Source organism: Propioniciclava sinopodophylli (assembly GCF_004324755.1).
Taxonomy (GTDB): Bacteria; Actinomycetota; Actinomycetes; order Propionibacteriales; family Propionibacteriaceae; genus Propioniciclava; species Propioniciclava sinopodophylli.
The window spans coordinates 177301-201503 of sequence record NZ_SDMQ01000004.1; the positions used below are offsets into that span (position 1 = coordinate 177301).

Sequence of the window (24203 nt, forward strand, 5' to 3'; positions counted from 1 at the left end):
GCGTCCTCCTGAACTTGGGCGGCCAGCTGCATGTGGTCGCTGTGTCAGGCAGGTGCGCCCCAGCACCCAGAGTCGTCAGGGTGCGGGGCGGCGCAGGAGGGCTTCGAGCTCGGCGCGATCGCTGCGGAGTTGCGCGGCATCCTGCCGGCTGGGCCAGGCCCGCAGGTCGGTGACGATGGGTGGTGCGGAGCGGAGCATGGTGATGCCGGTGCCAAACGGCAGCGTGCGAATGCGGTCGGGCGGCAGGATCGGCACGCGGCGGATGGAGCGCTGGTTGGAGCGCGTGCCTCGGTCGCCGAGGGTGATGCTGTCGGTGTACTCGTCTCGCTCGCCGATGAGGGTGGAGAGGTCTTGGAGGTCGCGGCTGTTGGATGCGCCGCCGAGGATGATCTTGACGATGCTGGCATCCCAGATCGCGCCGGCCTGGTGCTCGCTCCACCGGTCGCGAGCCTGTGCGAGGGACTGCAAGACCGGCATGGTCGTGATCCCGGTGCCACCGCCTTCGGCCATGAGCGTCGGCAGTGACGGCATGGGCGCGAGGTTTCCGATCTCATCGAGCGCGAGCAGCAACGGTGGATCGAGCCGGGCTCCGGGTGAGCGGGCGGCGAGTCGGCGGGCGGTTTCGATGAGGTCTTCGACGAACGCCGCGACCAGTGACGCGGAGGCTCCCGCTCCGGCTCCGGTGGCGAGTAGGTAGAGGGTGCCTTGCTCGGTGAGGAAGGTCTCGGGGTCGAAGTGCTCGTGCGGGCCTGGCGTGATGGCATCGAGTACGCGCGGGTCGGCGAGGGCGGCGAGTGCGAGGGAGACGCCTTGCCAGATGCTGTCGCGGGTCTTGGGGTCGGCTTCGATCATCGCGCCCAGGGAGTCGTCCCAGCCCATCGCGGCGTTGGGGTGTGAGTTGAGGATCGCGACGGCCTCGGACGCCGCGCTGGGGTCGAGGGTCCACCTGAACAGCTCGGCGGGCGGGCGGCCATCAAGCGCGGCGGCGTGCAGCAACGACTGGAGTGCGGTGCGGGTCTTGCCTTCCCAGAACCCGCCGGACTCGACCCCTCCAGCGGACAGGCCGGTGGCGGCGGCGAGGCCGTTGGCGCGGATCATCGCCGTCAGCGGATCATCACAGCCGCGAATGGGTGACCAGCGCAGCCCGGCGGGGATGCCTTCGGCGAGGTGTTGAGGGTCGAACACGGCGACCGGGCCACCCTTGCGGCGTCGGGCGCGGAGGGTCGCGGTGAGGTTGTCGGGCCTTGTGCTGGTCGTGACCACAGCCCCCGGCGCGTCGAGGATCGCATTGATGACGACGTGCAGACCCTTGCCCGAGCGGGGCGGGCCGATCAGCAGGATCGAGTCTTCGACCGATGCCCAGACCTTCGTTCCACGACTGGCACCGAGCAGGTAGCCGACATCCTGCGGTGGTGGTGACTCCAAGGAGGGTCGCAGCGTGGCCGCGCGGTGAAGGAGCGCCTTGGCGGATGCTGCGGTCTTGACTTCGTGGCTGGTCGCGATTCCGGCGAGTCGGTGCGGGTCGGTCTCTGTCTTCCGGGTGTGTCGGCGCAGGACGATCCACACCCAGACGATCCCAGCGGCGAGTCCGGCGAGCAGTGCCGTGCTGACGAGCCAGTAGACAACTGGGTTGAGCCCGTCGGCACCGAGCGCGGTCGCAGGGTCGCTGGGGTTGAACAGCGCGGCGAGCCCCGCCGCTGCTCCGGCGTCGGGCTGCGGTGTGCCGGTGAGGAACGCGGCGACGCTGCCAGCGGCGCGGAGGACGAGAGCGATCCCGAACATGCCGATCAGGCCAATGAGGGCGGCGTTGGTGAGTTCGTCGCCCATGCCCCCGGCCTGGCGCTGGTTCATGTCAGCAGCCGCACCGCGAGCGTGCCCGAGATGCGCCCGAACAAGATCACCTAGTGCGTGCCGTCGGGCCGATCGTCGAGGTCGATGAGCGCGCGGGCCTCGCCGGTTCCGGTGGCGTCGGTATGGGAGACAATCGTCGCGACGGCGACATCCTCGCCGGGCACGAACCCCTCCGCGGTGACCTCAGCCAGGCGTGGCGCCCGTCGGGCGTGACGGCTCCGACGAGTCTCTGGCACAGGGTTCTCGGATGGGGCCACTGCGCGTCTGGGCTTGCGGGTGGGGAGGATGTCGGTGAAGACGGTGCCATCGCATTCGCGGACCTCGACCCGAACCGCGATCGTGCGGTCCTTGGTGATGGTATCCATGAGCGGCCCGAACGTCGCCCGCGTCCACGCGCTCGCGTCCGGTGACGCGAACGGTGTTCCATCGACCGTCGCGGTAAGGGTGCCGTCGTCGCCGACTGTGACGAGGACGTGCGGCAGCTCGACGGGAGCGGTCGTGTCGTCGTCGTTCGAGCCTGTTCGGCGCGGGCTGGTGAGGTTCATCGGTGACCTCCTGCTGCGCGGCTGCTGGTGTCGAACAGGGCGAGTTCGTCGGGGTGCAGTTGGTGTTGGCAAACGAAGCTCCTGGACTTGATCCGCCACAGGCCTTGGCCAACGCCAAGGTTCGGCAATAGCAGTTGCTCCGTGCCGGTCAGGCCGAGTGCCTTTGCGGTCGGACCGAGCTGGTCGGACTCCTGCCGGTACACGATCCGCGTCTCCGCGTTCGCCAACAATGAGTTGGCCAGGGAGCGCATGGCTGAGCCTTGGTCGCCCACGTTGTCGAGGTCGGTGAGCTTGTGGAAGATCAGCATGTTCGCGATCCCGTAGTGCCGGGCGAGGCGCCAGTGCGCACCCATCCGCCGCAACAGCGCGGGATGGGACATGAGTCACCATGCCTCGTCGTAGATCACCCACCGCTGCCCACCGTTCGGGTCGAGCAGCGCGGACTCCATCCACGCCGACGAGCACGTCATCAACACCGAAATCAGCGTCGAGTTCTCCGTGACCCGTGACAGGTCGAGGGAGATCATTGGCAACGACGGATCGAACTTGACCGTGGACGGCCCGTCGAGTCGGAGCTGTTCGGTCGCCCAGCGGCAGGCCCGGGTGGTCAGCATTGCCCGCGGTTTGGCGATACCGGTGTCCTGCTCGGTGACCACCCCCACCGGACACGACGGCTCCGGGCACGTCCACGTGCGTTTGCGCCAACGCACGAAGCAGCTCCTGCAGACGTGGCGCATGTTGGAAGACGCGCGGTGCATCCGCTGTTGCGGCGAGCGGGTCGACGAGATCATGGGACAGCAGGCCCAGTGCCGCTGGCTCCTGGAGCGGTACCAGGTCTTCGACCCGGCTGGCGACAATGAGCGCCACGAATCTCAGCAAGCCCTGCAGAGGCTGCAGGAACCGACACCATCTCAGGACTGGCTCGCAGCAGCGCAAGCCCTGATCCGCCTCCGCCCCGAAGCCTGAGGGAAGCACCCCATGGGACTTGACCCCGCACCAGTCGAGCCCTGCGGCGGCCTGAACCGCGGCGCGTCGGATGGCCGGCGGTGTGTGGGGTCTGGCCCCCATCTCGGCGTGGACGCCCGCCCATCCACCAGCTCCAATGCTGCATCAAGCACCCGTGCGGGGGCACGCTGGACGTGTCGGGTTGGCCACGGGTGTGGCCGCCCCTGGAGAAGCTATGAACCCTGACCTGTGGAGGAACCATGGACGCCCACATCACCACCTGTCCTGCCTGCAACACCCGCAACCGGGTCCCCGCGGTGGCTGCTGGGGTGCCGCAGTGCGCTACCTGCCACGCGCCATTGCCCTGGATCACCGACGCCCACGACGCCGACTTCGCCGCTGTCAGCGACTCGTCGAAGCTGCCGGTCCTGGTGGACCTGTGGGCGCCGTGGTGCGACCCCTGCAAGCAGTACTCGCCGGTGCTGGAGAGGCTCGCCGCGCAGTACGCCGGCCGTCTCAAGCTGGTGAAGGTCAACGTCGACGAGTCGCCAGCCACGCAGGCCTCCTTCGACGTCCAGTCGATCCCGACGCTGGTACTGCTGCGGGATGGCCAGGTGGTGGCCCGACAGGCCGGTGCCATGTCGTTGGGGGCCCTGCGGCGCTGGGTCGAGCCGCACCTGGACTGACCTCACCTGTCGACGAACATCCCGGCCATCACTAAGCATGCGCAGGGTTTCGAGATCGCCAACCACACCTATGACCACAAGCCGACCAGCGACCTGCCGGACGCGAAGGTGGCGTGGGAGGTCAGGCGCACCAATGCGGCCCTGCAGAAGATCACCGGCCAGAAGCCGACGCTGATGCGTCCGCCCTATGCCGCCCGCACGCAGCGCACGGACAAGGTCGTCGGCACCAACGGGCTGGCCGTCGTGGTCTGGAACAACCCACCGGAGGACTGGGTGGCCGGCCACAACACGGCGGCGGTCATCACGAAGCTCACGGTGCAGCGCGCCAGCCGGGACTCCATCCTGCTGATGCACGACATCCACCTGTGGACCGTGGATGCGGCCGCTCCCACCATCGACACGCTACAGAAGCAGGGCTACACGCTGGTCACGGTCAGCCAGCTGCTGGGCTCCACGAAGCCCGGGAAGCTCTACCCGGCGGCCTGACGCACCAGTCGACTGGCCAGGTGCGGTTGGAGCTCGAGCCCCACCTCCTGGCGAGGTGATCCCGATCTCTTGCGTCAGGGCCCGGTAGCCTCGAAGCATGCCCAGCCACCTTGATCCTCCAGTGACCGCCCTGACGTCCCAGCCCCCGCCCGGCTGGTCGATGCGACGCAGGCTGCTGCTGGTGGCCGCCTCCACCGTCCCGCTGGCCTTCGCCGCCGCGCTGGAGTGGGTCAAGGGCCGCGACGGCATCGGCACCGTCGCATTCGTCGCACTGAGCGCCGCTGGCTACCTGTTGGCGATGTACGGACGCCTGCCGGACGAGGTGAACGTTGCCGGTAACGGAGCCAAGTTCACCACCGAGCAACGCCTGGAGGTGCAGGCCATCCTCGACGAGATGACGGCCGAGCAGCTCGAGGAGATCGCCACCGGCGGGTCCGACGAGATGCGCGAACTGGCCAGCGACGCCCTCGACTTCCGCGACCGAGCCCGCGCCTACCTGGAGCAGGCCGCCACGCTGGAGGGCTTCAGCCTGTCGTCCACCGGCCACGGCAGCCTCGACGCCGGCCCAATCCTGGGCCTGGTGCGCGCCGTCAACGGCATCGTCCTCACCCGTGACGACCGGGTCGTGGCCGTCGACCTGGGCGAGGCCGAGCTCTCCTCGCTGGAGCTGGCCGCCCGGGGCGTCACCCATGTGCTGGAGGTGCAGCGCACCCACGTCACCGTTCGCCGCGTCAGCGACGACACCTCGCTCTACTCCTCCGACCGCACGATCAGCGTCGACCAGCTACGACGGGCGCTGCGTGCCGTTACCCAGGACACCACCCACACCGCCTGACCTCACGCAGACATGAAGCAGGCCGGGGCTCCCGTGGTGGGAGCCCCGGCCTGTTGGTCGGGTCAGACGATGCGCAGTTCGTCGGTGTCGGGATCGACATCGAAGGTGACCACGGCCCCGTCGACGATCTCGCCGGCGAGCAGCTTGCGGGCGAGCTGGTCCTCGATGGTGGACTGCACCAGGCGACGCAGCGGGCGGGCGCCGTAGACCGGGTCGAAGCCGTTGCGGGCCAGCCATTCTTTGCCCTCGTCGGTGACGTCGATCACGATGCGACGCTCCGCGAGCCGAGCGTTGATCTTGTCGAGGTTCGTGTCGACGATGTGGGTGAGGTCCTCCAGCGTCAGCGGGTCGAACATCACGATCTCGTCCAGCCGGTTCAGGAATTCGGGACGGAAGGCCCCGCGCACCACACCCATCACAGCCTCATGCTTGGCCTCGTCATCCAGGCTCGTGTCCGCGAGGAACTGGCTGCCCAGGTTGCTGGTCAGGATCAGGATGGTGTTGCGGAAGTCCACCGTACGGCCCTGCCCGTCGGTCAGGCGACCGTCGTCCAGCACCTGCAGCAGGATGTTGAACAGGTCCGGGTGGGCCTTCTCCACCTCGTCGAGCAGCACCACGCTGTAGGGACGTCGACGCACGGCCTCGGTGAGCTGGCCGCCCTCCTCGTAGCCCACGTAGCCGGGAGGCGCACCCACCAGGCGGCTGACCGAGTGCTTCTCCGAGTACTCGGACATGTCGATGCGGATCATGGCGGTCTCGTCGTCGAACAGGAAGTCCGCCAAGGACTTGGCCAGCTCGGTCTTGCCGACGCCCGTCGGGCCGAGGAAGAGGAAGCTGCCGGTGGGCCGGTTCGGGTCACTGATCCCGGCACGGCTGCGCCGGACGGCGTCGGCGACGGCCTCGACGGCCTTCTTCTGGCCGATCAATCGCTTGCCGATGTGCTCTTCCATGTGGAGCAGCTTGTCGGACTCGCCCTGCAGCATCTTGCCGACGGGGATACCGGTCCAGGCGCTGACCACCTCGGCGATGTCGGTGGCGGTGACCTCGTCAGCCACCATCCGTTCCGCCTTCTCCTGGTCCTCGGCCTGCTTGGCCTGCTCCAGCTCGCGTTCCAGTGCCGGGATGCGTCCGTAGGCGATCTCGGCGGCCGCGGCCAGGTCGCCGGCACGCTGGGCCCGTTCCGCCTCGATGCGCAGCTGGTCGATCTGGGTTTTCAGCTCACCGATCCGGTTCAGGCCAGCCCGCTCGGCCTCCCAGCGCGCCTCCAGGCGACGCAGCTTCTCCTCGGCGTCGGCCAGCTCCTTCTCCAGGCGCTCCAGGCGGGCCTTCGAGGCGGCGTCGGACTCATTGCTGATCGCGAACTGCTCCATCTTCATCCGGTCCACCTGACGGCGCAGCACGTCGATCTCCTCCGGGGAGGAGTCGATCTCCATCCGCAGCCGACTGGCGGCCTCGTCAATCAGGTCGATGGCCTTGTCGGGTAGCCGCCGGTTGGTGATGTAGCGGTGGGACAGGCTGGCGGCGGCCACCAGGGCGCTGTCGGTGATCCGGACCTTGTGGTGCGCCTCGTAGCGTTCGCGCAGGCCGCGCAGGATCGCGATGGTGTCCTCGACTGTCGGCTCACCCACGTAGACCTGCTGGAAGCGGCGCTCCAGGGCCGGATCCTTCTCGATGTGCTCGCGGTACTCGTCGAGCGTGGTGGCGCCGATCATGCGGAGCTCGCCGCGGGCCAGCATGGGCTTGAGCATGTTGCCGGCGTCCATGGCGCCCTCGCCGCCGGCACCAGCGCCGACGACGGTGTGCAGCTCGTCGATGAAGGTGATGATCTGACCCTCGGACTCCTGGATCTCCTTCAGCACTGCCTTGAGTCGTTCCTCGAACTCGCCGCGGTACTTGGCGCCGGCGACCATGCTCGACAGGTCGAGGCTGACGACCCGGCGGCCCTTGAGGGAGTCGGGGACGTCGCCGGCGACGACGCGCTGCGCGAGGCCCTCGACGACGGCGGTCTTGCCGACGCCGGGCTCGCCGATCAGCACCGGGTTGTTCTTGGTGCGACGGGCCAGCACCTGCACCACCCGGCGGATCTCCTGGTCCCGGCCGATGACCGGATCCAGCTTGCCCTCGCGGGCACTTTCAGTGAGGTCGACGGAGTACTTGCCCAGCGCCGACTCGCCACCCTCGGCCTCCGGACTGGTGACGCGCCGGTCACCGCGGGCCTCGGCAAAGGCTGCTTCCAGTTTCTCGGTGGTGGCGCCGGCTCCCACGAGGATCGTCTGGGCCTCCGACGGGATGGTGGTCAGGGCGATGAGCAGGTGCTCGGTGGAGACATAGGAGTCGCCGAGCTTGTCGGCGCGGATCTCGGCGTCGGCGAGCACCCGGGCCATGGCGCCCGACAGCTGCGGCTGCGCCACCGAGCTGCCCTGGCTGGAGGGCAGCTTGCCGATCGCGGCCTGGGCACGCTGGTCGACCTGGTCGGCGTCCACGCCGACGGCGGCCAGCAGCGGCGCGACGGAGTTCTCCGGCACCATCAGCAAGGCGTGCAGCAGGTGCTGGGGTTCGACCGTCGGATTGCCGGCGGCCAGGGCATTGCGGATCGCGGCCGAGACCGCGTCCCGGCTCATCGTGGTGAGCTTCTCGGTGTCCATCAGTGCTCCTTCGTCAGGGTGACCGCGCCGGTGGCGGGTCGTGGTCCATGGGTGGTTCGTGGGCGGTCCCGGCCTGCGGGGCTTGCGGCCCGGCGGCTGGGATCCGGTGCACATCGATGGTGTGCAGCGGCCCCCGGGCAGGTCAAGGAGTTCGCAGGCAATTGGGGGTTGGCACTCACCTGTGTGGGGGACGACGCCCATCCGGGCCGTGAACCGTGGCCTTTCGCGCGAGACCCGGTGAAGCTGGAGGTGTCCCGGACCGGCCGCAGCCTGCGGGTCCTGTCCCTGACCCAGTCCTCAAGGAGGCATCGCAGATGGAATGCACAGACCACGTCGTGGTGGGCGTCGACGGCTCGCCCGCCTCGATCGCCGCGGCCGTGTGGGCCCAGGACATCGCCCGCGCTGGCGACTGGCCCCTGACGATCCTGCACACCCCCCACCTCGCCACCGGCATCCGCACCCTGCTTGCTGACAGCGGCCAGCTCGTGGCCGCACCCGGCATGCTCGCCCCCGCCCTGGCCGAGGCCAGCCGCACCGCGGCCATGGTGGTCATCCCAGCACGAGGGGCCGATGCGCCGATCGTCCCGGTGATGGACACTGTCGCCGAGGACCTGCTGCAGGAGGCCCACGGGCCGGTGGTGGTGATCCCTGCCACCACCTGGAACACCTTCGAACGTCCCGTCGTGTTGGGGCTGGACCTGGAGGAGCCCGGCGTGCCGGGGATCCGCTTAGCCGCCGCCGTGGCCCGCCGCGCGGGGATGCCTCTCAAGGTGGTCGTCGCCGACGAGAGATGCGAGGACATTGACGAGCTGCGGAACCGTGCCGTGGCCATCCTCACCGAGGCCGCCGCCGAGCTGCTGCCCTCCAGCTACGACGTCATGATCTCACCCCACGAACCCGCCGATGCCCTGCTCGCCGAGGCTCTGGAAGCCAGCCTGACCGTGGTCGGTAGCCGAGGCCCGAACTACCGGGGCCAGCGGGAGAACTCCGAGAGCCGTCGACTGCTGCGGCTGACCTCGACCCCGGTGGCCGTCGTCGCCGACCACGACCCGACCCCCTGACCGTCCCGGACCCCTAGGATCGAGACTGCAGACTCACGACAGGGCCTGTCGCCGTCCCCCGGCCACCACTGGCGCCGAGGGCGGCTCATCCGCGAGGAGCCCCCGATGAGTCTGCAGCAGCGGGTCTGGGCGACGGTCTCGGGTGCCTTCCTGTCGATGAACCTGCTCATCGTCGCAACCCCACTCACCGTCAGCTGGCCCCCCAAGCCCTGGGAGATCGCCTGTTCCCTGACTGGAGTGATCATCGTGTCTATCATCAGCTGGCGCGCCATCGAGCGGGGCTTCGCCCCGGTGCAGAAGGTCGCGCGGCAGATCGCCGAGACACCCAACCTCGACGACGCTGCCCCGATCCAGGCCGTTCCGGAGATGCCCGACCTGGACAGCATCGTCGATGCCCACAATAACCTTGTGGAGCGCCTGCGGTCCCAGCGACGGGCGACGCTGACCGCGCTCATCGAGGGCCAGGAACTGGAACGGGCCCGCCTGTCGCGGGAACTGCACGACCAGATCGGCCAGACCCTCACCTATGCGCTGTTGCTGCTTCAGTCCATCCAGGACGGCGCCGACCAGGAGCAGAAGGTGGCCATGGCCCAGGAGGCGGTGCGCACCAGCTTGCAGGAGGTCCGTGGGCTGGCCGCCGACCTGCGTCCCAGCGTCCTGTCAGACCTGGGCCTGGTCGCCGCCCTGACCTCCTTGGCCACCGCACACGCCGAGGCCACCGGCGTGGTCGTGCGCCGAGACCTGCAGCCGGTGCCCGACCTGGGCTGGGCCGCCGAACTGGTCGTCTACCGCATCGCCCAGGAGGCCCTCACCAACAGCGCCAAACACGCCCAGGCCAGCACCGTCACCCTGTCACTGCACTGCGACCAGGACACCGTGCGGCTGGTCATCGCCGACGACGGCCGCGGCCTGCAGGGCTCCACCCCCGGCACGGGCCTGGCCAGCATGCACGACCGCGCACGCTCCATCAACGCCCAGCTCACCATCACCGACAACCCCGGCGGCGGCACCCGCGTCGAACTGCGCATCGACCGGGGTACCCTCCCCCACGACAGCCTCCCGGAGGACTGACCATGCACACGCCCACCACCCGAGTCGCCCGCGTGCTGCTGGCCGACGACCACACCCTGCTGCGCCAAGGCGTGAAGATGATGCTCGACCCGCAGCCCGACTTGACCGTCGTCGCGGAGGCCGCCGACGGGGCCGAGGCCCTCGAGCGGATCAGCCGCGGCGACATCGACCTGGCCATCCTGGACGTCACCATGCCCCGCATGACCGGGCTGCAGGTGGCCCGCGAGGTCTCCCAGCGCAAGCTGCCCACCCAGATGCTGATCCTGAGCATGCACGACAACGAGCAGTACTTGTTCGGGGCCCTCAAGACCGGCGCGGCCGGCTACGTCCACAAGTCCATGGCCGACCGCGACCTGCTCAACGCCTGCCATGCCGCCGTGCGCGGGGAACCCTTCCTGTACCCGGGTGCCATGTCGACCATCATCCGCGAGTACGTCCAGCGTGGTGAGGCCCACGAAGGCGACCGGCTGCTGACCCCGCGTGAGGAGGAGATCCTCAAGCTCATCGCCGAAGGGCACTCCGGCAAGGAAATCGCCGAGATGCTGTTCATCAGTCCCAAGACCGTCGAGCGGCATCGTGCGAACCTGCTGGGGAAGCTCGGGATGAAGGACCGTCTCGAACTGACCCGCTACGCCATCCGGGTGGGCCTCATCGAACCCTGACCCAGCCGGGTGCATGTCGGTGCCTGCGCATGTGGGTGTCGACACCGATGGTTGCGCCGGGTGTCGAGCACTGGAATGGACGACGTGAACATCCCGTCCAACCCTGTGGAGACCACCATGACCAAGACCCTGCGTACCCTGTCCCTCGTCGAACTGCTCAACGCCGCGCTGCTCATCGGGCTCGGCATCCTGCTCATGTGGTGGCCCGGCCTGACCCTGCGCTCGCTGGTCATTTTCTGCGGCGCCTTCCTGCTCGTCGAGTCCGTCTCGACGATGATCGGCGCCTGGCACGCTACCGGCCTGCTGCGCTGGGTCGCCGGCACCATCGGCGTCATCGGCATCGCCCTCGGCCTGCTCGTGCTGCTGCTGCCCGGCCTGACCCTGTCCTTCATCGCCGTCGCCGTCGGCCTGTGGACCATCGTGTCCGGCATCGCCCTGATGGCCCGCAAGGCAACCGATCACCGCTGGCTCCACGTCCTGGGCGGGCTGCTGCTCGTCCTGGCCGGCGGCTGGTTCGTCATCGACCACACCGCCGCTATCATCACCATCGGCCTGTGGGCCGGCATGACGCTGCTGGCCATCGGCGCGACGCAGGCCGCTGCCGCCATCGCCGTGTGGCGCGCGGCCAAGAACAGCTGACCTGATCCGTCGGCCCCGTCTGCAACCCATCCACAGCCCTCTACCCCATCAGGAGTTTTCCCATGCTTCAACCTCGCCTTGCACGTTCGGCGGTCACCGCCCTTGCAATGGTTTCGCTGCTTCCCCTTGCTGCCTGTAGTGACACCGCCCCGATGGACCCGGTTGGTCCGAAGGCCCCCTCGACGTCAGCGGCCGCCAGCGGTTCCCCGTCGGGGAACAATTCTGGTTCTTCGTGCAGCCTGGATGATCCTTCCTGGACGTCATTGGCGGACGCGGTGAGCCCGTCGGTGGTGTCGGTGGATGTCTCCAGCGGCGGCCGTCCGGTGGGTGAGGGCTCGGGGGTGGTCATTGATGACCACCACATCGTCACCAATGCCCACGTGGTGGGTGATGCCACCGACAGTGACGTGTCGGTGACCCTGTCCGACAACACCGTCAAGCCGGTCACCATCGCCGGTCGTGACCCGATCACCGATCTGGCGGTGCTCACGGTCAAGGACGCCAAGCTCACCCCGATCCGGATTGCCACCTCCGCGACGGTGCGCACCGGGCAGCCCGTGATGGCCGTGGGCAATCCCCTGGGCCTGGAGGGGACCGTGACCACCGGCATCGTCAGTGCCCTCAACCGTCCGGTGGCTGCCTCCGAACAAGGCGCCGGACCGAGCGTCGCGACGGTGACCAATGCCATCCAGACCTCGGCACCGATCAATCCGGGCAATTCGGGTGGGGCCCTGGTCAATGGCTGTGGCGAGCTGATCGGCATCAACTCCTCCATCGCCACGCTGGGCCCGGGCAGCGGCAGCATCGGCATCGGGTTCGCGATCCCGTCCGACCAGGTGTCGATGGTGGCCCAACAGCTCATTCGTGATGGCCGGGCCCGGCACTCGCAACTGGGGATCTCCGTGGCTGACGGCATCGCGGCACGCGGCACGCAACAGGTGCGCAGCGCGGTGGTCGTCTCGGTGGTTGCCGACAGTCCGGCTCAGCGGGCCGGGGTGAAGGCCGGCGATCACATCCTCAGCATCGACGGTGCTGCCACCACCTCTGCGCTGTCCCTGGTGGGGCATGTGCGGGGACTTCCCGTCGGCAAGCAGGTGAACCTGCTGGTGGTGCGTGACGGCAAGGAACTCACGCTGTCCGCGACGCTGGCCAGCGACTGACACGCCCCGACGCGTCAGACATGACAGATGCCCTCGGCATCCCGTGCGGGATGCCGAGGGCATCTGACGTGGTGAGGCGGGTCAGGCCTGGTGGGTGGGGGTGCTCTCGCTGCGCACGACCATCACCGGCGCCAAGCTCCGACCGGCGATGCGTCGGCTGGTCGAGCCCAGCAGCAGACCGATGAAGCCGCCCCGGCCACGGCTGCCGACCACCACGAGGCTGGCGCCGCGGGAACGCTTGACCAGGGCGTCGACGGGCTTGCCGTCGACCAGGATGGCGTCCACAGTGAGGTCGGGATGCTGCTCGGTCACCGGCTCCAGCAGATCATCGAGACGTTCCATGGCGTTGGCTGCCATCAGTTCCGGCATGCGGTCGTCGAATGCCGTGGTCCACGAGGGGTCGAAGTGGACGACGGTGACGGGCTGCAGCGTGGTGTGGTGGCTGCTGGCGATCTGTGCCGCCAGGTGCAGGGCCTGGCAGGAACCCTGGTCGTCGACCCCCACGACCACGGGGCCGTCGGGGCGCCAGTCACCCTGCATGGGCACGACGACGACTGGCTGCTTGCTGTGGGACAGGACGGCGTCAGTGGTGCTGCCGAGCAGGTGTTCCACGATGCCGTCGCGGCCCTGGCGCCCGACCACGAGGATGTCGCTCGGCCCGGTGGCAGCGATCAGGCCGTGGGCGGGGGCACCGAGCTGCACCTCGGTGGTGATGTCGACCTGGGGGAATCGAGCCCGGTTCAGCTCAGCCAGCTGGTTGACCTGCGCGCGCATCGCGTCGAGGTAGTCCTCGACCAGCTGCAGGGTGTACCAGTGGGAGATCGGGCCGGCGAAGGTGTCGGTGCTGGGAGGCACGGGCATGGACACCATCATCAGCAGCCGCACCGACAGGTCGTGCCGGTCGGCAAACTGACAGGCCCACGCGGCAGCACGGTCGGCGGCTGGGGAGCCGTCGACGCCGACGACCAGAGCGGTGAAATCCTTCAACTCCATGAGGTTGCCTTTCTGTGAGGAACAGCTTCGCTGTTCGTGGTGGCTCCACTCTCGACGCGCACCGGCAGCCCGGCCAAGCGTTCTGGCCCGGGGGTGGGGATCGCCCCGGCCACTTTGGGTGTCGCCACCCATCGACCGGAGCCGCGCCCTGGGCGACAGTGGATGACGAGAAGCGCACCGTTCATGCAGCGCTTCTGGACCATCGTTCGCAGTTCGCACCACACAGGAGGAGAACACCATGGCACGTTCCGTCGGCATCGATCTGGGCACCACCAACTCCGTCGTCGCAGTTCTTGAGGGTGGCGATCCCACTGTCATTCCGAACGCCGAAGGCGCTCGCACCACCCCGTCGGTAGTGGCCTTCAGCAAGACCGGTGAGGTCCTGGTGGGCGAGGTCGCCAAGCGCCAGGCCGTCACCAACGTCGACCGCACCATTCGCTCCGTCAAGCGCCACATGGGCACCGACTGGAGCATCAAGATCGACGGCAAGGTCTACAAGCCCCAGCAGATCAGCGCCTTCGTGTTGCAGAAGCTGAAGCGCGACGCCGAGGCCTACTTGGGTGAGCCCGTCTCCAATGCGGTCATCACCGTCCCGGCCTACTTCTCCGACGCGGAGCGTCAGGCCACCAAGGAGGCCGGTGAGATCGCGGGTCTGACCGTGGACCGCATCATCAATGAGCCCACAGCGGCCGCCCTGGCCTACGGCCTGGACAAGGGTGGCGAGGAGCAGACGGTCCTGGTCTTCGACCTGGGTGGTGGCACCTTCGACGTGTCCCTGCTGGACATCTCCGAGGGCGTCTTCGAGGTGAAGGCCACCAAGGGTGACAACCGCCTGGGTGGCGACGACTGGGACCAGCGCATCGTCGACTGGCTGGTCACGCAGTTCAAGAACAAGAACGGCATTGACCTGAGCAAGGACAAGATGGCTTCCCAGCGTCTGCAGGAGGCTGCCGAGCGCGCCAAGATCGAGCTGTCCTCCTCCCAGGAGACCAGCATCAACCTGCCCTACATCACCGCCGGTGCACAGGGCCCGCTGCACCTGGAAGAGAAGCTCACCCGCTCCGAGTTCCAGCGCCTGACCCAGGACCTGCTGGACCGCTGCAAGGCGCCCTTCCACGCCGTGATCAAGGATGCCAACACCTCGGTGGACAAGATCGACCAGGTCATCCTGGTGGGTGGCTCCACCCGCATGCCCGCCGTCGCGGACCTGGTGAAGGAGCTGTCCGGCAAGGAGCCGCACAAGGGTGTCAACCCCGACGAGGTCGTCGCGCTGGGTGCCTCTCTGCAGGCCGGTGTGCTGAAGGGTGAGGTCAAGGACGTACTGCTGCTTGACGTGACTCCGCTGAGCCTGGGCCTGGAGACCAAGGGTGGTGTGATGACCAAGATCATCGAGCGCAACACGACGATCCCGACGAAGCGCTCGGAGATCTTCACCACCGCCGAGGACAACCAGCCGTCGGTGATGGTGCAGGTCTACCAGGGTGAGCGCGAGTTCGCCCGCGACAACAAGTCGCTCGGTAACTTCGAGCTCACCGGCCTGATGCCCGCCCCGCGTGGCGTGCCGCAGATCGAGGTCACCTTCGACATCGACGCCAACGGCATCGTCCACGTCTCGGCCAAGGACAAGGCGACCGGCAAGGAGCAGTCGATGACCGTCACCGGTGGTTCGGCGCTGGGCAAGGAGGACATCGACCGGATGGTCCGTGACGCTGAGGCGCACGCCGAGGAGGACCGCAAGCGCCGTGAGGCCGTCGAGATGCGGAACGAGGCCGATGCCCTGGCCTTCCGCACCGAGAAGCTGCTGGCCGACGCCGACAGCATCGGTGACGAGGTCAAGGCCCCGGTCGTCGAGGCCCTGGAGAAGCTGAAGGAGGCCCTGAAGGGCACCGACAACGACTCCGAGGTCAAGGCCGCGATGGAGGACCTGAACACCAAGGCCGCCGCCATGGGCCAGGCCGTCTATGCGGCCAGTCAGGCGCAGGCCCAGGAGCAGGCCCAGGAGCAGGCCTCCCCGGCCGATGCCGGTGGTTCGGACGACGACGTGGTCGACGCGGAGATCGTCGACGACAAGTGATCCGCCGGGTGGGGTCGCCTCGCGGCCCCACCCGTCCCGGGCGGTGGCCACGCGATCGGCCCGCAGCACCCCCCCTGCGGGCGCTTCGCGGCGCCATGGGCCATTCGCAGCAGTGCCTACCCGCCAGGTGCTGCCACCCACCAGACATGAGGAAAACAGATGAGCGCAGACGACGTGACCACCACGACCGGTCAGCAGAGCACGACCGCTGAGGAGCTCGACGCTGCCGCGCAGGTCGAGGCGCTGCGCGCGCAGGTGGCCGAGCTGAAAGGTCGCCTGGCCGAGCGCACCGAGGACTTGCAGCGGCTGCAGGCCGAGTATGTCAACTACAAGAAGCGCGTCGACCGCGACCGCGACCTGGCGCGGCGGGGCGGTGTCGAGAAGGTGCTCGGTGAGCTGCTGCCGGTGCTCGACGCTATCCGCTTGGCCGACGAGCACGGCCAGCTGGACGGACCGGTGAAGGTGCTGGCCGACCAGGTGCTGGCCCTCACCACCCGTCACGGCATGACCAGCTTCGGTGAGGTCGGTGACGCCTTCGACCCGGCCCTGCACGAGGCGCTGATGCAGCAGCCCTTGCCCGGCGCCACCCAGACCTGTGTCTCGCAGGTGATGCAGCCCGGCCACCGCATCGATGACAAGGTGCTGCGCCCCGCCCGGGTCGCGGTCAGTGACCCCGATCCCGAGGCCACCACCCACGATGACCTGACGGGACAGGAGGACCGCTGATGAGCGCCCAGGACTGGGTCGACAAGGACTTCTACAAGGTGCTCGGGGTCTCCAAGGACGCTTCTGACAAGGACATCAAGAAGGCCTTCCGCAAGCTGGCCCGCGAGAACCACCCCGACCAGCACCCCGGTGACGCTGCGGCGGAGGCCCGCTTCAAGGAGGTCTCCGAGGCCAACTCGGTGCTGTCCAACCCCGACTCGCGCCGCGAGTACGACGAGATCCGCGAGATGGTCGCCAACGGCGGTTTCGGCTACGGATCCGGCGCCGGCCAGTACGGTGCGGGTTTCCCGGGTGCCGGAGGCCAGTACGGCCAGGGCGGTGGTGGGCCCTTCACCTACAGCTACTCCACGGGTGGCTCGGCCGAGCACCTGTTCGGCCAGGGTGGCGGCTACGAGGACATCCTGGGCGGCCTGTTCGGCCAGGGCGGTGGCTTCGGTGGGCGTCGCCCGCAAGGCACGCGCCAAGGTGCCGACATCGAGGGTGAGGTGACCATCGGCTTCGAGGAGGCCGTGGCCGGCACGACGATGTCGATGCAGCTGGTCTCGCAGGTGCCGTGCACGGCCTGTGGCGGGGCCGGCATCACCTCGGGCAACCCGCCGCAGGTGTGCGGCTCGTGCGGTGGCACCGCCCGGGTGCCGCAGTCGCGGACGATGAAGGTACGCATCCCGGCCGGCGTCGAAGACGGGCAGACCATCCGGATCAAGGGCAAGGGCTCGACCGGCGTCAACGGCGGACCTGCCGGCGACCTGCTGGTGCGCGTCCACGTCACCCCGCACCGGCTGTTCGGCCGCAAGGGCCGTGACCTGACCCTCGACGTGCCGGTCACCGTCGACGAGCTGATCCTGGGCGCCGACATCGAGGTGCCCACCCTCGACGGTGGACGGGTGACGGTGCGCGTGGCCGAGTGCACGCCCAACGGCCGCACGCTGCGGGTGCGCGGCAAGGGCGTGAAGACCAAGGCCGGCACCGGTGACCTGCTTGTGACCCTGCAGGTGCAGATGCCGAGCAGCGTGAATGACCAGGCCAAGCAGGCCATCCGGGACTTCGCCCGCGCGATGGGTGAGACCAACCCGCGCGCCTCGATTCTGGGGAGGGAATGACCATGACCAGCAACAACCACGAGCGGCGTGACAACGTCGTGTTCACCACCATCCAGGTGGTGCACCTGACCGGGATCCACCCGCGCACCCTGGATGCCTTCGCCCGGGCCGGGATCGTGCGTCCCGGCCAGGACGTGGCCGGCCAGCCCGTCTACGGCCGGGCCGACGTGGCCCGGCTGCGCCAGGCGCTCAACATGGTGCAGCACGCCGGGATGCCCGTCGCGCAGGTGGCCTCGATCTTCGCGCTGCGCGACCAGATCGACCAGACGCGACGTGAGCTCGACCACCTGGTCGGCCAGTTGTGGGCCGAGCTGGACAGCGCGATGCCCACGCCCAGTGGCCGCGTGTTCACCACGGGCGCCGACGGCCGGGTCTGGGTCGGGCGTCACCGCCCGGGTGCCCGGCGTCGTCTGGGCCGCTGAGCCCGCCAGGCCACCCCTTGACATCCTCCGGAAAGAAAGTCCCATGGACATCGTGATCATCGGCGGCGTCGCCGCCGGCATGTCGGCCGCCGCCCGCCTGCGGCGTTTCGACGAGCAGGCCTCCATGACCGTCGTGGCGAAGTCGGGCCACATCTCCTCCGCTCGCCGACTGCGGTCTTCCCTACTACGTGGGTGGTGTGATCACCGACCGTGATGCCCTGCTGCTGCAGACGCCCGAGGCCATCAAGGCCCGCTTCAACATCGACGTACTGGTCAACACCCGCGCCGAGGCCATCGACCGCACAGCTCACACCGTCACCGACCTGGCCACTGGCGCCGCCCGGCGTCTGCACTACGACCGGCTGGTGCTGGCGCCCGGTGCCACACCGGTGCGTCCGTCGATCCCCGGCATCGAGTGGGCACTGACCCTGCGCAATGTCGAGGACGCCGATGCGCTCGCTGCCGCCGCCCAGCAGGCCCGCACCGACGCGGTGACCGGCGGCGGTTTCATCGGTCTCGAGGTCGCCGAGAACCTCGTTCGCAAGGGCCTGCAGGTGGCGCTGGTGGAGGCCACCGACCAAGTCCTGGCACCGCTCGACCCCGAGATGGCCACACCTGCGCGACGCGCTGCGCTCGGCCGGGGTCGACCTGCACCTGGGGTGCGCGGTCACCGCCATCGGTGACCACGACGTGACCCTCGCCGACCAGTCGATCCTGGATGCCGACCTGGTGGTGGCCGCCATCGGGGTGCGCCCTGACTCGCAGCTCGCCCGTGATGCGGGCCTGGAGTGCGCACCCAATGGCGGGATCGTCGTCGACCGGAACCTCACCACGCACAATCCGCACATCTACGCGGCCGGTGACGCCGTGGCCAAGCATGACGCCGTCGATGGGTGCTTGGTCTTGGTGCCGCTGGCCCAGACGGCGAACCTGCAGGGACATCGGATCGCCGACCGCATCATGGGCCGCGAGATCGGCGACCGTCCGGTGCTCGGCACCGCAATCGTGGACCTGTTCGGTCTGCAGGCGGCCACCGTCGGCTGGAATGAGAAGCGCCTGCGTGCCGCAGGCGCCCCTACCGCGCGATCCACACCCATCCGACCGAGACCATGCCGGCTACTACCCCGGCGCCACACAGATGGCGCTGAAGCCGCTCGTCGACCCCTACACCGACGCGATCATCGGACCCCAGGGCGTGGGCCCCAAGGGTGTTGACAAGCGGATCAATGTCATTGCCACGGCAATGACCGGCCATGTGATGGCCAGTGATCTGGCGCAACTGGAACTGGCCTATGCGCCGCCCTTCGGCAGCGCCAAGGATCCGGTGAACATGCTCGGCTTCGCCGACGAGAACCTGCACACCGCCACCTCGCTGACCCACCAGTGGCACCAGCTCGCCCAGGCCCAGGACAGTGTCGCCGTCCTCCTCGACGTCCATAGCCCCGCAGAGTTCGCGGCCGGAGCCATCCCCGGAGCCATCAACATGCCCGTCGACGAGCTGCGCCAGCGCATCGACGAGGTCCGGGAGCTGGCCCCGGGCCACGAGTTGTCGTGCACTGAGCTGTCGGTGTGCGCGGCCATGTGGCGTGCCGGATCCTGGCCGGGCACGACATCCCTGCCCGCAACTTGGACGGGGGCTACAAGACCTGGATCGCCGGAACCCGCGCCTGGACGAAAGCGCTTCCACCACGCACGTGACGGGAAGAGCGCGGGGGTGGCCACCAGCGATGCTGGTGGCCACCCCCGGGGCATTGGTGGTTCAGATGGCAATGGACAAGTGGGACACGGCGGCCGCGTCGTCGGTCTCGGCCTCGGCTGCCGCAATCTGCGCAACCCGGTCGGCGTAGGCCCGGCGTTCGCGGTCGATGTCGGCGGCGTCCCACCCCAGCAGTGGGGCCATGATGACGAGGATCTCGTCGCTCGCAGACAGTCCTCGATCTCGTCGTTCGATGTCCAGTCGCACACGTCGCAGAAGCACATCATCAAGGTGGGTGGCACCCTCATGGGTGACTGCCCAGGCGACTTCTGCCCGCAGGAAGTCCGGTGCACCGGTCAGCGGCTGGCCCCAGGCCAGCTCCCGCGATCCCACGGCCAGCGCCGCGTCGTGCTCGTCAGCGACAGCCAGCAGAGCAGGCGTCTCCGACCCATAGCGATCCAAGAGGTGTGTGACTGGTCTGATTGGCTCTCAGCGGACAGCTGATGTTGCTGGTTTACGCTGCGTTTGACCTGTTTTGCTGGTATTCGAGGGCGACTTGGGCGGGGGTCTTGAGCGCGGCCATCAACCGCGCCCGTGCAATGAAGCGGTGGCGCGTCGGAACCGCGCCTTGTGTGTCAGTTTCCGAAGTGGACTGCACGAGTGTCCGAACTCGTCTGCACAGCGATGAGGGCACGGTGCAGGTCGATCTGTTCACGCCGGGCTGCTGTTGCGATCTGGGCCTTGGCCGGCGGTCTGGGCATAGGTTGCTCGGCCCGGGTCGATCGGATGTATCCAGGGACGTCCCTGGGTGTCAATATGGCCACCGCGCGGGCTCGCGGTCCCCTGCGGTCGCGTCGTCTGGGCTGTGGTAGTGTCATGGAGAGGCGAGACCCGGATGGGCCGGGCCGCCGGTCACGGAGAGGCGATGGTGAAGATGACGGCTTTGGATCCCTTCCGCGAGATTGAGCGTTTGCTGGGCACGGCCATGCGTCAGGCCCCGTCCGCGGTGGCGATTCCGATGGATCTGTACCGCTCTGGTGATGATGCCTTCGTCGCCAAGATCGACCTGCCGGGCGTGGACCCCGGCTCGATCGATATCGACGTCGATGACCGTACGTTGACGGTGCGCGCCGAGCGGCGCCCGGAGGAGGCGCAGTGGCTGGTGCGGGAGCGGCCCACGGGGACCTTCGCCCGTCAGCTCACCTTGGGCCGGGGGCTGGCGACCGACCGCATCGAGGCCAGCTACGCCGATGGGGTGCTGACGTTGACGATTGCGGTGGCTGAGGAGTCCAAGCCGCGCAAGATCCAGGTTTCGGCCTCTGACCGCACGGCAGCGATCGAACAGGGATCCTCCTCCGGTGAGCAGCAAGCCACCGGCGAGGGATCGGGTCAGACGCAGTAGAGCGACCGCGGCCGCCCGCGCGATCGGCGCCGGCGTCGCCGCGGGTCTGGGAGAGGAAGCCATGCCCAATCCGCTGGGGTTCGACTCCCCCGTTCGACGATCTCATCGGCCAGTTTTTCGGCGGGCGGGATCCGTTCAGTGTTCTGGGCGCGGAGCGACCCCGCCGCCGGTGCAACGAGTCGATCTGTCCCGGGCGCTGTCGGAAGACGCCCGGGCACTGGTCGCCAGGGCGGTGGAACAGGCCGCTGCCTGGGGCAGCCCGGACGAACGGCGCAACACCCGTCCTTGCAAGACCGGAAGACGGGCATGCACCCAGCCTTCTGGTCTTAGCACGGTGGTTCATCCAGTTTTCACTGAAGGAGTACGCCCATGACCAGCCCCGAGACCCCTCGCAACAACCCTCCGGAGCAGGAGGCTAATGAGTTCTCGTTCACCAATGACCCCCGCTGGAAGCAAACGATCGCGCAGTTCTCTGACTACGCCAGTGCGCAGGCAGCGGTTGACCGTCTTTCCGACGCCGGCTTCGATGTGGAACGAGTGACGATCGTGGGGCTCGACGTTCGTGTTGTCGAGCAGGTACTCGGTCGCTTGACAGGAGGAAAGGCTGCGCTACGGGGCGCAGCCGTTGGAGCATGGTTCGGTGTTCTGCTAGGTCTGCTGTTCGGGCTGTTCGCCCCCGGATTCGGTTGGCTGGCCATCGTGATCATCTCGGTCGCCTCTGGCGCAGTTTGGGGCGCTTTGCTTTACTTCCTTGGACACCTGGCTACGGGCGGCCGACGGGACTTCGACTCACTGAAGACCCTTGAGGCGGGCCACTACGAGGTCCAAGTGGAAGCACCATACGCTGCGGAGGCCGCTCGTCTCCTCGCGGACCAGACCGCCCACCCCGGAGACTGAAAAGGCGTGAAGTGAAGCGCCCTGAGTCTGGGGTAGCCGTGTAGGCGCTGGGTGTCGTGCCAGTGCACCCATCCGAGGGTCGCGAGCTCGCGGTCCTCGACCGTCCGCCACGGTCCGGGACGGGCGGGGCCGCGGACGAGTTCGGTCTTGTAGTAGCCGATCACGGTCTCAGCGAGGGCGTTGATGCTCCTATAGATCGTCAAGTCGATCAGGCCGCGATTTCGAGCTCTCCATTAACGGGCTTGGCGATGGCGTCCGGGGCCGGCAGCAGGCGGAAGAGCTCGCGAGCGAGGTACCGCTTCAGGCACCGGATGATCTCCCGCTTCGACATGCCCTCGGCGGTGCGACGGGCCACGTAGTCGATCGTCGGCTGATGCCAGCGCATGCGCACGATGACCACGCGATACAGCGCGGCGTTGGCCTGCCGGTTCCCGCCGCGGTACAGACGGTGCCGGCTGTTGGTCTTGCCGGATCCAGCCGGGATCGGGCACGCGCCACACATCTTGGCAAACGCTGCCTCTGGGGTGTGACACTTCTCGTGGACAGTCGTTACCAGGAAGGAACGACGAGACGAGATGTCATCGAAACGCAGGAGGTACACCCCGGAGTTCAAGGCTGACGCGGTCCAGCTCGTGGTGGTCGCGCAGCGGCCGATCGCGCAGGTCGCGCGGGAGTTGGAGATCAATGAGAGCTCGCTGGGCTACTGGGTCAAGATCTACCGGGAACAGCACCCTGACCCGGTGAAGGCCCCGCCCCCGGTGGAGGCGGCCCGGCTTGCCGCGTTGGAGGCCGAGGTGTGCCGGCTGTCGGAGGAGAACGCGTTCCTGAAGAAAGCGGCGGCCTTCTTCGCAACGACGCAACCGTGACCGACAAGTTCACGCTGATCCACGCGGAGAAGGCCGCCCACTCGGTCGAGTTGATGACCCGACTGCTGCACGTGTCACGGGCCGGGTACTACGCCTGGGTGAAGCGAGGCGACACCCCGAGCCCGGCGGCGACCCGGCGGGCGGAGGTGACCGCGGCGGTGATCGAGAGCCACGCCGCCTCCAACGGCGTCAACGGGCACCGCCGGGTGCTGGCTGACCTGACCGCCGACGGCGTGCCCGCCTCGGAGGGAATGGTGCGCTCGATCATGCGTCAGGCCGGGATCGCCGGCATCCAGCCTCGCACGAAGAAACGCACCACGATCCCCGCCGACGACGCCGAACAGCGCCCTGACCTGGTCAAACGCGACTTCACCTCCGACACGGCAGGGACCAAGCTGGTCGGTGACATCACGTACCTGCGCACCAGCGAGGGATGGCTCTACCTGGCCACCGTGATCGATCTCCACTCCCGGATGGTGGTCGGCTGGGCGATGGCGGAGCACATGCGCACCGAACTGATCAGCGCCGCTCTGCGGATGGCCCACACCCACGGACACCTCGCCCCCGGGGCGATCTTCCACTCCGACAGTGAGACTGTTTGTGCTGGTGTTCTCGAGGGTCCTGACCCACACAGCGACGGACGCGCAAGGATGCTGGTGCCGGGTGTTCTCAGGGGTTCCTGACCCTCACTCCGATCGACATCTGCTGTCTTTCCTCGGATCTGTCGGTCCCTTGAGAACACCCGGCGAGGCGTCACGCCTCGCCGCCGGAGTGACCTAAGGAGAGCCTGCGCCAACAAACCCAAGTGGAAGACCCGGACAGACCGGGCGATCACGCATGCCCGCACACCCTCGTGACGTCAATCCCAGACGGGATCCACAAGCACAAACACACGCACAACGTCAACCGGTGGATTGAGGTTTAGAGGACCGCATAGCCCGACTGGAGGCAAATCATCCCTTCCTCATTGAGGGGACCGGAGACGCATCCCTCACGTCACGCTGGTCGACAAAGGGGAGGCGTCTGGCAACGCGCCTTCGCGCCCTAGCGTCCCGACGGAGGCGGTAGGGGCCGGACTACCTACCCGTGGACCCACGCCTCTCCCAAGAGCACGGACACGACGGCGTACTCGGTGCGGTCTCGGTCGAGATCGGGGACGAGGTGGGTGAGGGCGTGCATGGCGCGCTCGGCTGCGTCGAAGACGGTGGAGATCAGGGTCTGCTGGCTGGTGGTGGCTCTCATGCGCCTGGACTGTAGCCAGGCGGGCCGACGACCTCAGCCACTCCAGCCGATCCGCCCTTGCCTGAACTGCCACCTAGGGCGTGTCTCGTAACCGTTGGAGCCATCTGATGATCGCGTTCAGGACCGCGGCCCCGCGGTAGACGATGCCGAGTTTGTCGTAGCGGGTGGCGAACCCGCGCCATTGCTTGCCGTGGTTGAA

The 24203-nt window shown here is 68.2% G+C and carries 24 protein-coding genes and 4 pseudogenes; 19 read left to right on the plus strand and 9 right to left on the minus strand.

The features are described from left to right. Positions 1-75 precede the first annotated feature (75 nt). The 4 genes from ET989_RS05995 to ET989_RS16110 form a co-directional block, all read right to left on the minus strand. Positions 76-1851, minus strand: a complete 1776-nt coding sequence (locus ET989_RS05995; RefSeq protein ID WP_131167639.1) for a type IV secretory system conjugative DNA transfer family protein — start codon at positions 1849-1851, stop codon at positions 76-78. 50 nt (positions 1852-1901) lie between these two features. Continuing rightward, positions 1902-2396 (minus strand): hypothetical protein, encoded by a 495-nt coding sequence (locus ET989_RS06000; RefSeq protein ID WP_131167640.1) that lies wholly within the window; start codon positions 2394-2396, stop codon positions 1902-1904. Next, a complete protein-coding gene (locus ET989_RS16105; RefSeq protein ID WP_479681046.1) occupies positions 2393-2704 on the minus strand; it encodes a hypothetical protein in 312 nt (103 codons plus the stop codon). Before ET989_RS16105 ends, ET989_RS06000 begins: the two co-directional genes overlap by 4 nt. A 75-nt stretch (positions 2705-2779) precedes the next feature. Continuing rightward, entirely contained in the window at positions 2780-3052 is a 273-nt protein-coding gene (locus ET989_RS16110; RefSeq protein WP_479681047.1) for a hypothetical protein, read from the minus strand. Between ET989_RS16110 and ET989_RS06010 the strand changes: the two genes are divergently transcribed. The 4 genes from ET989_RS06010 to ET989_RS06025 all read left to right on the plus strand — a co-directional run bounded on the left by ET989_RS06010 (position 3045) and on the right by ET989_RS06025 (position 5348). Continuing rightward, positions 3045-3362, plus strand: coding sequence for a hypothetical protein (locus tag ET989_RS06010; RefSeq protein WP_131167641.1), 318 nt, complete (start codon positions 3045-3047; stop codon positions 3360-3362). The two genes, ET989_RS16110 and ET989_RS06010, sit on opposite strands and share 8 nt — an antisense overlap. Positions 3363-3601: 239 nt before the next feature. Continuing rightward, a complete protein-coding gene (trxA, locus tag ET989_RS06015) occupies positions 3602-4027 on the plus strand; it encodes a thioredoxin (RefSeq protein ID WP_131167642.1) in 426 nt (141 codons plus the stop codon). 27 nt (positions 4028-4054) lie between these two features. Continuing rightward, positions 4055-4513, plus strand: coding sequence for a polysaccharide deacetylase family protein (locus ET989_RS06020; RefSeq protein ID WP_277751348.1), 459 nt, complete (start codon positions 4055-4057; stop codon positions 4511-4513). Positions 4514-4610: 97 nt separating this feature from the next. After that, positions 4611-5348, plus strand: a complete 738-nt coding sequence (locus tag ET989_RS06025; protein ID WP_131167644.1) for a hypothetical protein — start codon at positions 4611-4613, stop codon at positions 5346-5348. Between the two features lie 62 nt (positions 5349-5410). Here the strand turns inward: ET989_RS06025 and clpB are convergent, their stop codons facing one another. Next, positions 5411-7993 (minus strand): ATP-dependent chaperone ClpB, encoded by a 2583-nt coding sequence (gene clpB, locus ET989_RS06030; protein WP_131167645.1) that lies wholly within the window; start codon positions 7991-7993, stop codon positions 5411-5413. A 314-nt stretch (positions 7994-8307) separates the two neighbouring features. Here clpB and ET989_RS06035 point away from each other — a divergent pair, with 314 nt between their 5' ends. The 5 genes from ET989_RS06035 to ET989_RS06055 all read left to right on the plus strand — a co-directional run bounded on the left by ET989_RS06035 (position 8308) and on the right by ET989_RS06055 (position 12586). Continuing rightward, positions 8308-9054: a universal stress protein gene (locus ET989_RS06035; protein WP_131167646.1), complete on the plus strand. Its 747-nt coding sequence runs from the start codon at positions 8308-8310 to the stop codon at positions 9052-9054. 105 nt (positions 9055-9159) lie between these two features. Further along, entirely contained in the window at positions 9160-10125 is a 966-nt protein-coding gene (locus ET989_RS06040; protein ID WP_131167647.1) for a sensor histidine kinase, read from the plus strand. 2 nt (positions 10126-10127) lie between these two features. Beyond that, on the plus strand, positions 10128-10787 hold the full coding sequence (locus ET989_RS06045) for a response regulator (RefSeq protein ID WP_165490057.1): 660 nt from the start codon (positions 10128-10130) through the stop codon (positions 10785-10787). A 117-nt stretch (positions 10788-10904) separates the two neighbouring features. Further along, positions 10905-11426, plus strand: coding sequence for a DUF308 domain-containing protein (locus ET989_RS06050; RefSeq protein ID WP_165490058.1), 522 nt, complete (start codon positions 10905-10907; stop codon positions 11424-11426). Between the two features lie 275 nt (positions 11427-11701). After that, a complete protein-coding gene (locus tag ET989_RS06055) occupies positions 11702-12586 on the plus strand; it encodes a S1C family serine protease (protein WP_206662246.1) in 885 nt (294 codons plus the stop codon). 81 nt (positions 12587-12667) lie between these two features. Here ET989_RS06055 and ET989_RS06060 read toward each other — a convergent pair whose 3' ends face one another. Continuing rightward, positions 12668-13579 (minus strand): universal stress protein, encoded by a 912-nt coding sequence (locus ET989_RS06060; RefSeq protein ID WP_165490059.1) that lies wholly within the window; start codon positions 13577-13579, stop codon positions 12668-12670. A 238-nt stretch (positions 13580-13817) separates the two neighbouring features. Here ET989_RS06060 and dnaK point away from each other — a divergent pair, with 238 nt between their 5' ends. The 9 genes and pseudogenes from dnaK (at position 13818) to ET989_RS06105 (ending at position 21896) form a co-directional block, all read left to right on the plus strand. Further along, positions 13818-15653: a molecular chaperone DnaK gene (gene dnaK, locus ET989_RS06065; RefSeq protein ID WP_131167651.1), complete on the plus strand. Its 1836-nt coding sequence runs from the start codon at positions 13818-13820 to the stop codon at positions 15651-15653. A 159-nt stretch (positions 15654-15812) separates the two neighbouring features. After that, positions 15813-16379 (plus strand): nucleotide exchange factor GrpE, encoded by a 567-nt coding sequence (gene grpE / locus ET989_RS06070; RefSeq protein WP_129457910.1) that lies wholly within the window; start codon positions 15813-15815, stop codon positions 16377-16379. Then, a complete protein-coding gene (locus ET989_RS06075) occupies positions 16379-17479 on the plus strand; it encodes a DnaJ C-terminal domain-containing protein (protein ID WP_131167652.1) in 1101 nt (366 codons plus the stop codon). The genes grpE and ET989_RS06075 overlap by 1 nt, the downstream gene beginning before the upstream one ends. Before the next feature lie 2 nt (positions 17480-17481). Beyond that, positions 17482-17901 carry a MerR family transcriptional regulator gene (locus ET989_RS06080; protein WP_165490060.1) on the plus strand — a complete coding sequence of 140 codons (420 nt, stop codon included), beginning with the start codon at positions 17482-17484 and terminating at the stop codon, positions 17899-17901. A gap of 43 nt (positions 17902-17944) precedes the next feature. Next, positions 17945-18115 carry a hypothetical protein gene (locus ET989_RS15500; protein ID WP_206660981.1) on the plus strand — a complete coding sequence of 57 codons (171 nt, stop codon included), beginning with the start codon at positions 17945-17947 and terminating at the stop codon, positions 18113-18115. Beyond that, a pseudogene (locus tag ET989_RS15505) lies at positions 18099-19116 on the plus strand (NAD(P)/FAD-dependent oxidoreductase). Before ET989_RS15500 ends, ET989_RS15505 begins: the two are co-directional and overlap by 17 nt. Next, a complete protein-coding gene (locus tag ET989_RS15510; RefSeq protein WP_241656224.1) occupies positions 19040-20101 on the plus strand; it encodes a rhodanese-like domain-containing protein in 1062 nt (353 codons plus the stop codon). The pseudogene ET989_RS15505 and the gene ET989_RS15510 overlap by 77 nt, the downstream one beginning before the upstream one ends. 430 nt (positions 20102-20531) lie before the next feature. Next, entirely contained in the window at positions 20532-20999 is a 468-nt protein-coding gene (locus ET989_RS06100) for an Hsp20/alpha crystallin family protein (RefSeq protein WP_131167673.1), read from the plus strand. Positions 21000-21368: 369 nt separating this feature from the next. Next, a complete protein-coding gene (locus ET989_RS06105) occupies positions 21369-21896 on the plus strand; it encodes a YflT domain-containing protein (RefSeq protein WP_131167656.1) in 528 nt (175 codons plus the stop codon). A gap of 32 nt (positions 21897-21928) precedes the next feature. Here the strand turns inward: ET989_RS06105 and ET989_RS06110 are convergent. Together ET989_RS06110 and ET989_RS06115 are read right to left on the minus strand one after the other, a co-directional pair. Then, a pseudogene (locus ET989_RS06110) lies at positions 21929-22078 on the minus strand (IS3 family transposase); the annotation flags it as partial. Positions 22079-22104: 26 nt separating this feature from the next. Beyond that, a pseudogene (locus ET989_RS06115) lies at positions 22105-22416 on the minus strand (transposase); the annotation flags it as partial. A 55-nt stretch (positions 22417-22471) separates the two neighbouring features. Here ET989_RS06115 and ET989_RS15515 point away from each other — a divergent pair. After that, positions 22472-23361, plus strand: a pseudogene (locus ET989_RS15515) (IS3 family transposase); the annotation flags it as partial. Between the two features lie 481 nt (positions 23362-23842). Here ET989_RS15515 and ET989_RS14850 read toward each other — a convergent pair. Beyond that, on the minus strand, positions 23843-24004 hold the full coding sequence (locus tag ET989_RS14850) for a hypothetical protein (protein ID WP_165490061.1): 162 nt from the start codon (positions 24002-24004) through the stop codon (positions 23843-23845). Between the last annotated feature and the right edge of the window lie 199 nt (positions 24005-24203).

Bases quoted from the DNA above. Each gene is read 5' to 3' on its own strand.
- ET989_RS06000 (WP_131167640.1), bottom strand. From the start codon at position 2,396: ATGAACCTCACCAGCCCGCGCCGAACAGGCTCGAACGACGACGACACG.
- ET989_RS06060 (WP_165490059.1), bottom strand. From the start codon at position 13,579: ATGGAGTTGAAGGATTTCACCGCTCTGGTCGTCGGCGTCGACGGCTCC.
- ET989_RS06105 (WP_131167656.1), top strand. From the start codon at position 21,369: ATGACCAGCCCCGAGACCCCTCGCAACAACCCTCCGGAGCAGGAGGCT.
- ET989_RS06075 (WP_131167652.1), top strand. From the start codon at position 16,379: ATGAGCGCCCAGGACTGGGTCGACAAGGACTTCTACAAGGTGCTCGGG.
- ET989_RS15510 (WP_241656224.1), top strand. From the start codon at position 19,040: ATGGCGCTGAAGCCGCTCGTCGACCCCTACACCGACGCGATCATCGGA.
- ET989_RS06100 (WP_131167673.1), top strand. From the start codon at position 20,532: ATGACGGCTTTGGATCCCTTCCGCGAGATTGAGCGTTTGCTGGGCACG.
- ET989_RS05995 (WP_131167639.1), bottom strand. From the start codon at position 1,851: ATGAACCAGCGCCAGGCCGGGGGCATGGGCGACGAACTCACCAACGCC.
- ET989_RS06050 (WP_165490058.1), top strand. From the start codon at position 10,905: ATGACCAAGACCCTGCGTACCCTGTCCCTCGTCGAACTGCTCAACGCC.
- ET989_RS06025 (WP_131167644.1), top strand. From the start codon at position 4,611: ATGCCCAGCCACCTTGATCCTCCAGTGACCGCCCTGACGTCCCAGCCC.
- grpE (WP_129457910.1), top strand. From the start codon at position 15,813: ATGAGCGCAGACGACGTGACCACCACGACCGGTCAGCAGAGCACGACC.
- ET989_RS06080 (WP_165490060.1), top strand. From the start codon at position 17,482: ATGACCAGCAACAACCACGAGCGGCGTGACAACGTCGTGTTCACCACC.
- ET989_RS06045 (WP_165490057.1), top strand. From the start codon at position 10,128: ATGCACACGCCCACCACCCGAGTCGCCCGCGTGCTGCTGGCCGACGAC.
- ET989_RS15500 (WP_206660981.1), top strand. From the start codon at position 17,945: ATGGACATCGTGATCATCGGCGGCGTCGCCGCCGGCATGTCGGCCGCC.
- ET989_RS14850 (WP_165490061.1), bottom strand. From the start codon at position 24,004: ATGAGAGCCACCACCAGCCAGCAGACCCTGATCTCCACCGTCTTCGAC.
- dnaK (WP_131167651.1), top strand. From the start codon at position 13,818: ATGGCACGTTCCGTCGGCATCGATCTGGGCACCACCAACTCCGTCGTC.
- ET989_RS16105 (WP_479681046.1), bottom strand. From the start codon at position 2,704: ATGCTGATCTTCCACAAGCTCACCGACCTCGACAACGTGGGCGACCAA.
- trxA (WP_131167642.1), top strand. From the start codon at position 3,602: ATGGACGCCCACATCACCACCTGTCCTGCCTGCAACACCCGCAACCGG.
- clpB (WP_131167645.1), bottom strand. From the start codon at position 7,993: ATGGACACCGAGAAGCTCACCACGATGAGCCGGGACGCGGTCTCGGCC.
- ET989_RS06035 (WP_131167646.1), top strand. From the start codon at position 8,308: ATGGAATGCACAGACCACGTCGTGGTGGGCGTCGACGGCTCGCCCGCC.
- ET989_RS06040 (WP_131167647.1), top strand. From the start codon at position 9,160: ATGAGTCTGCAGCAGCGGGTCTGGGCGACGGTCTCGGGTGCCTTCCTG.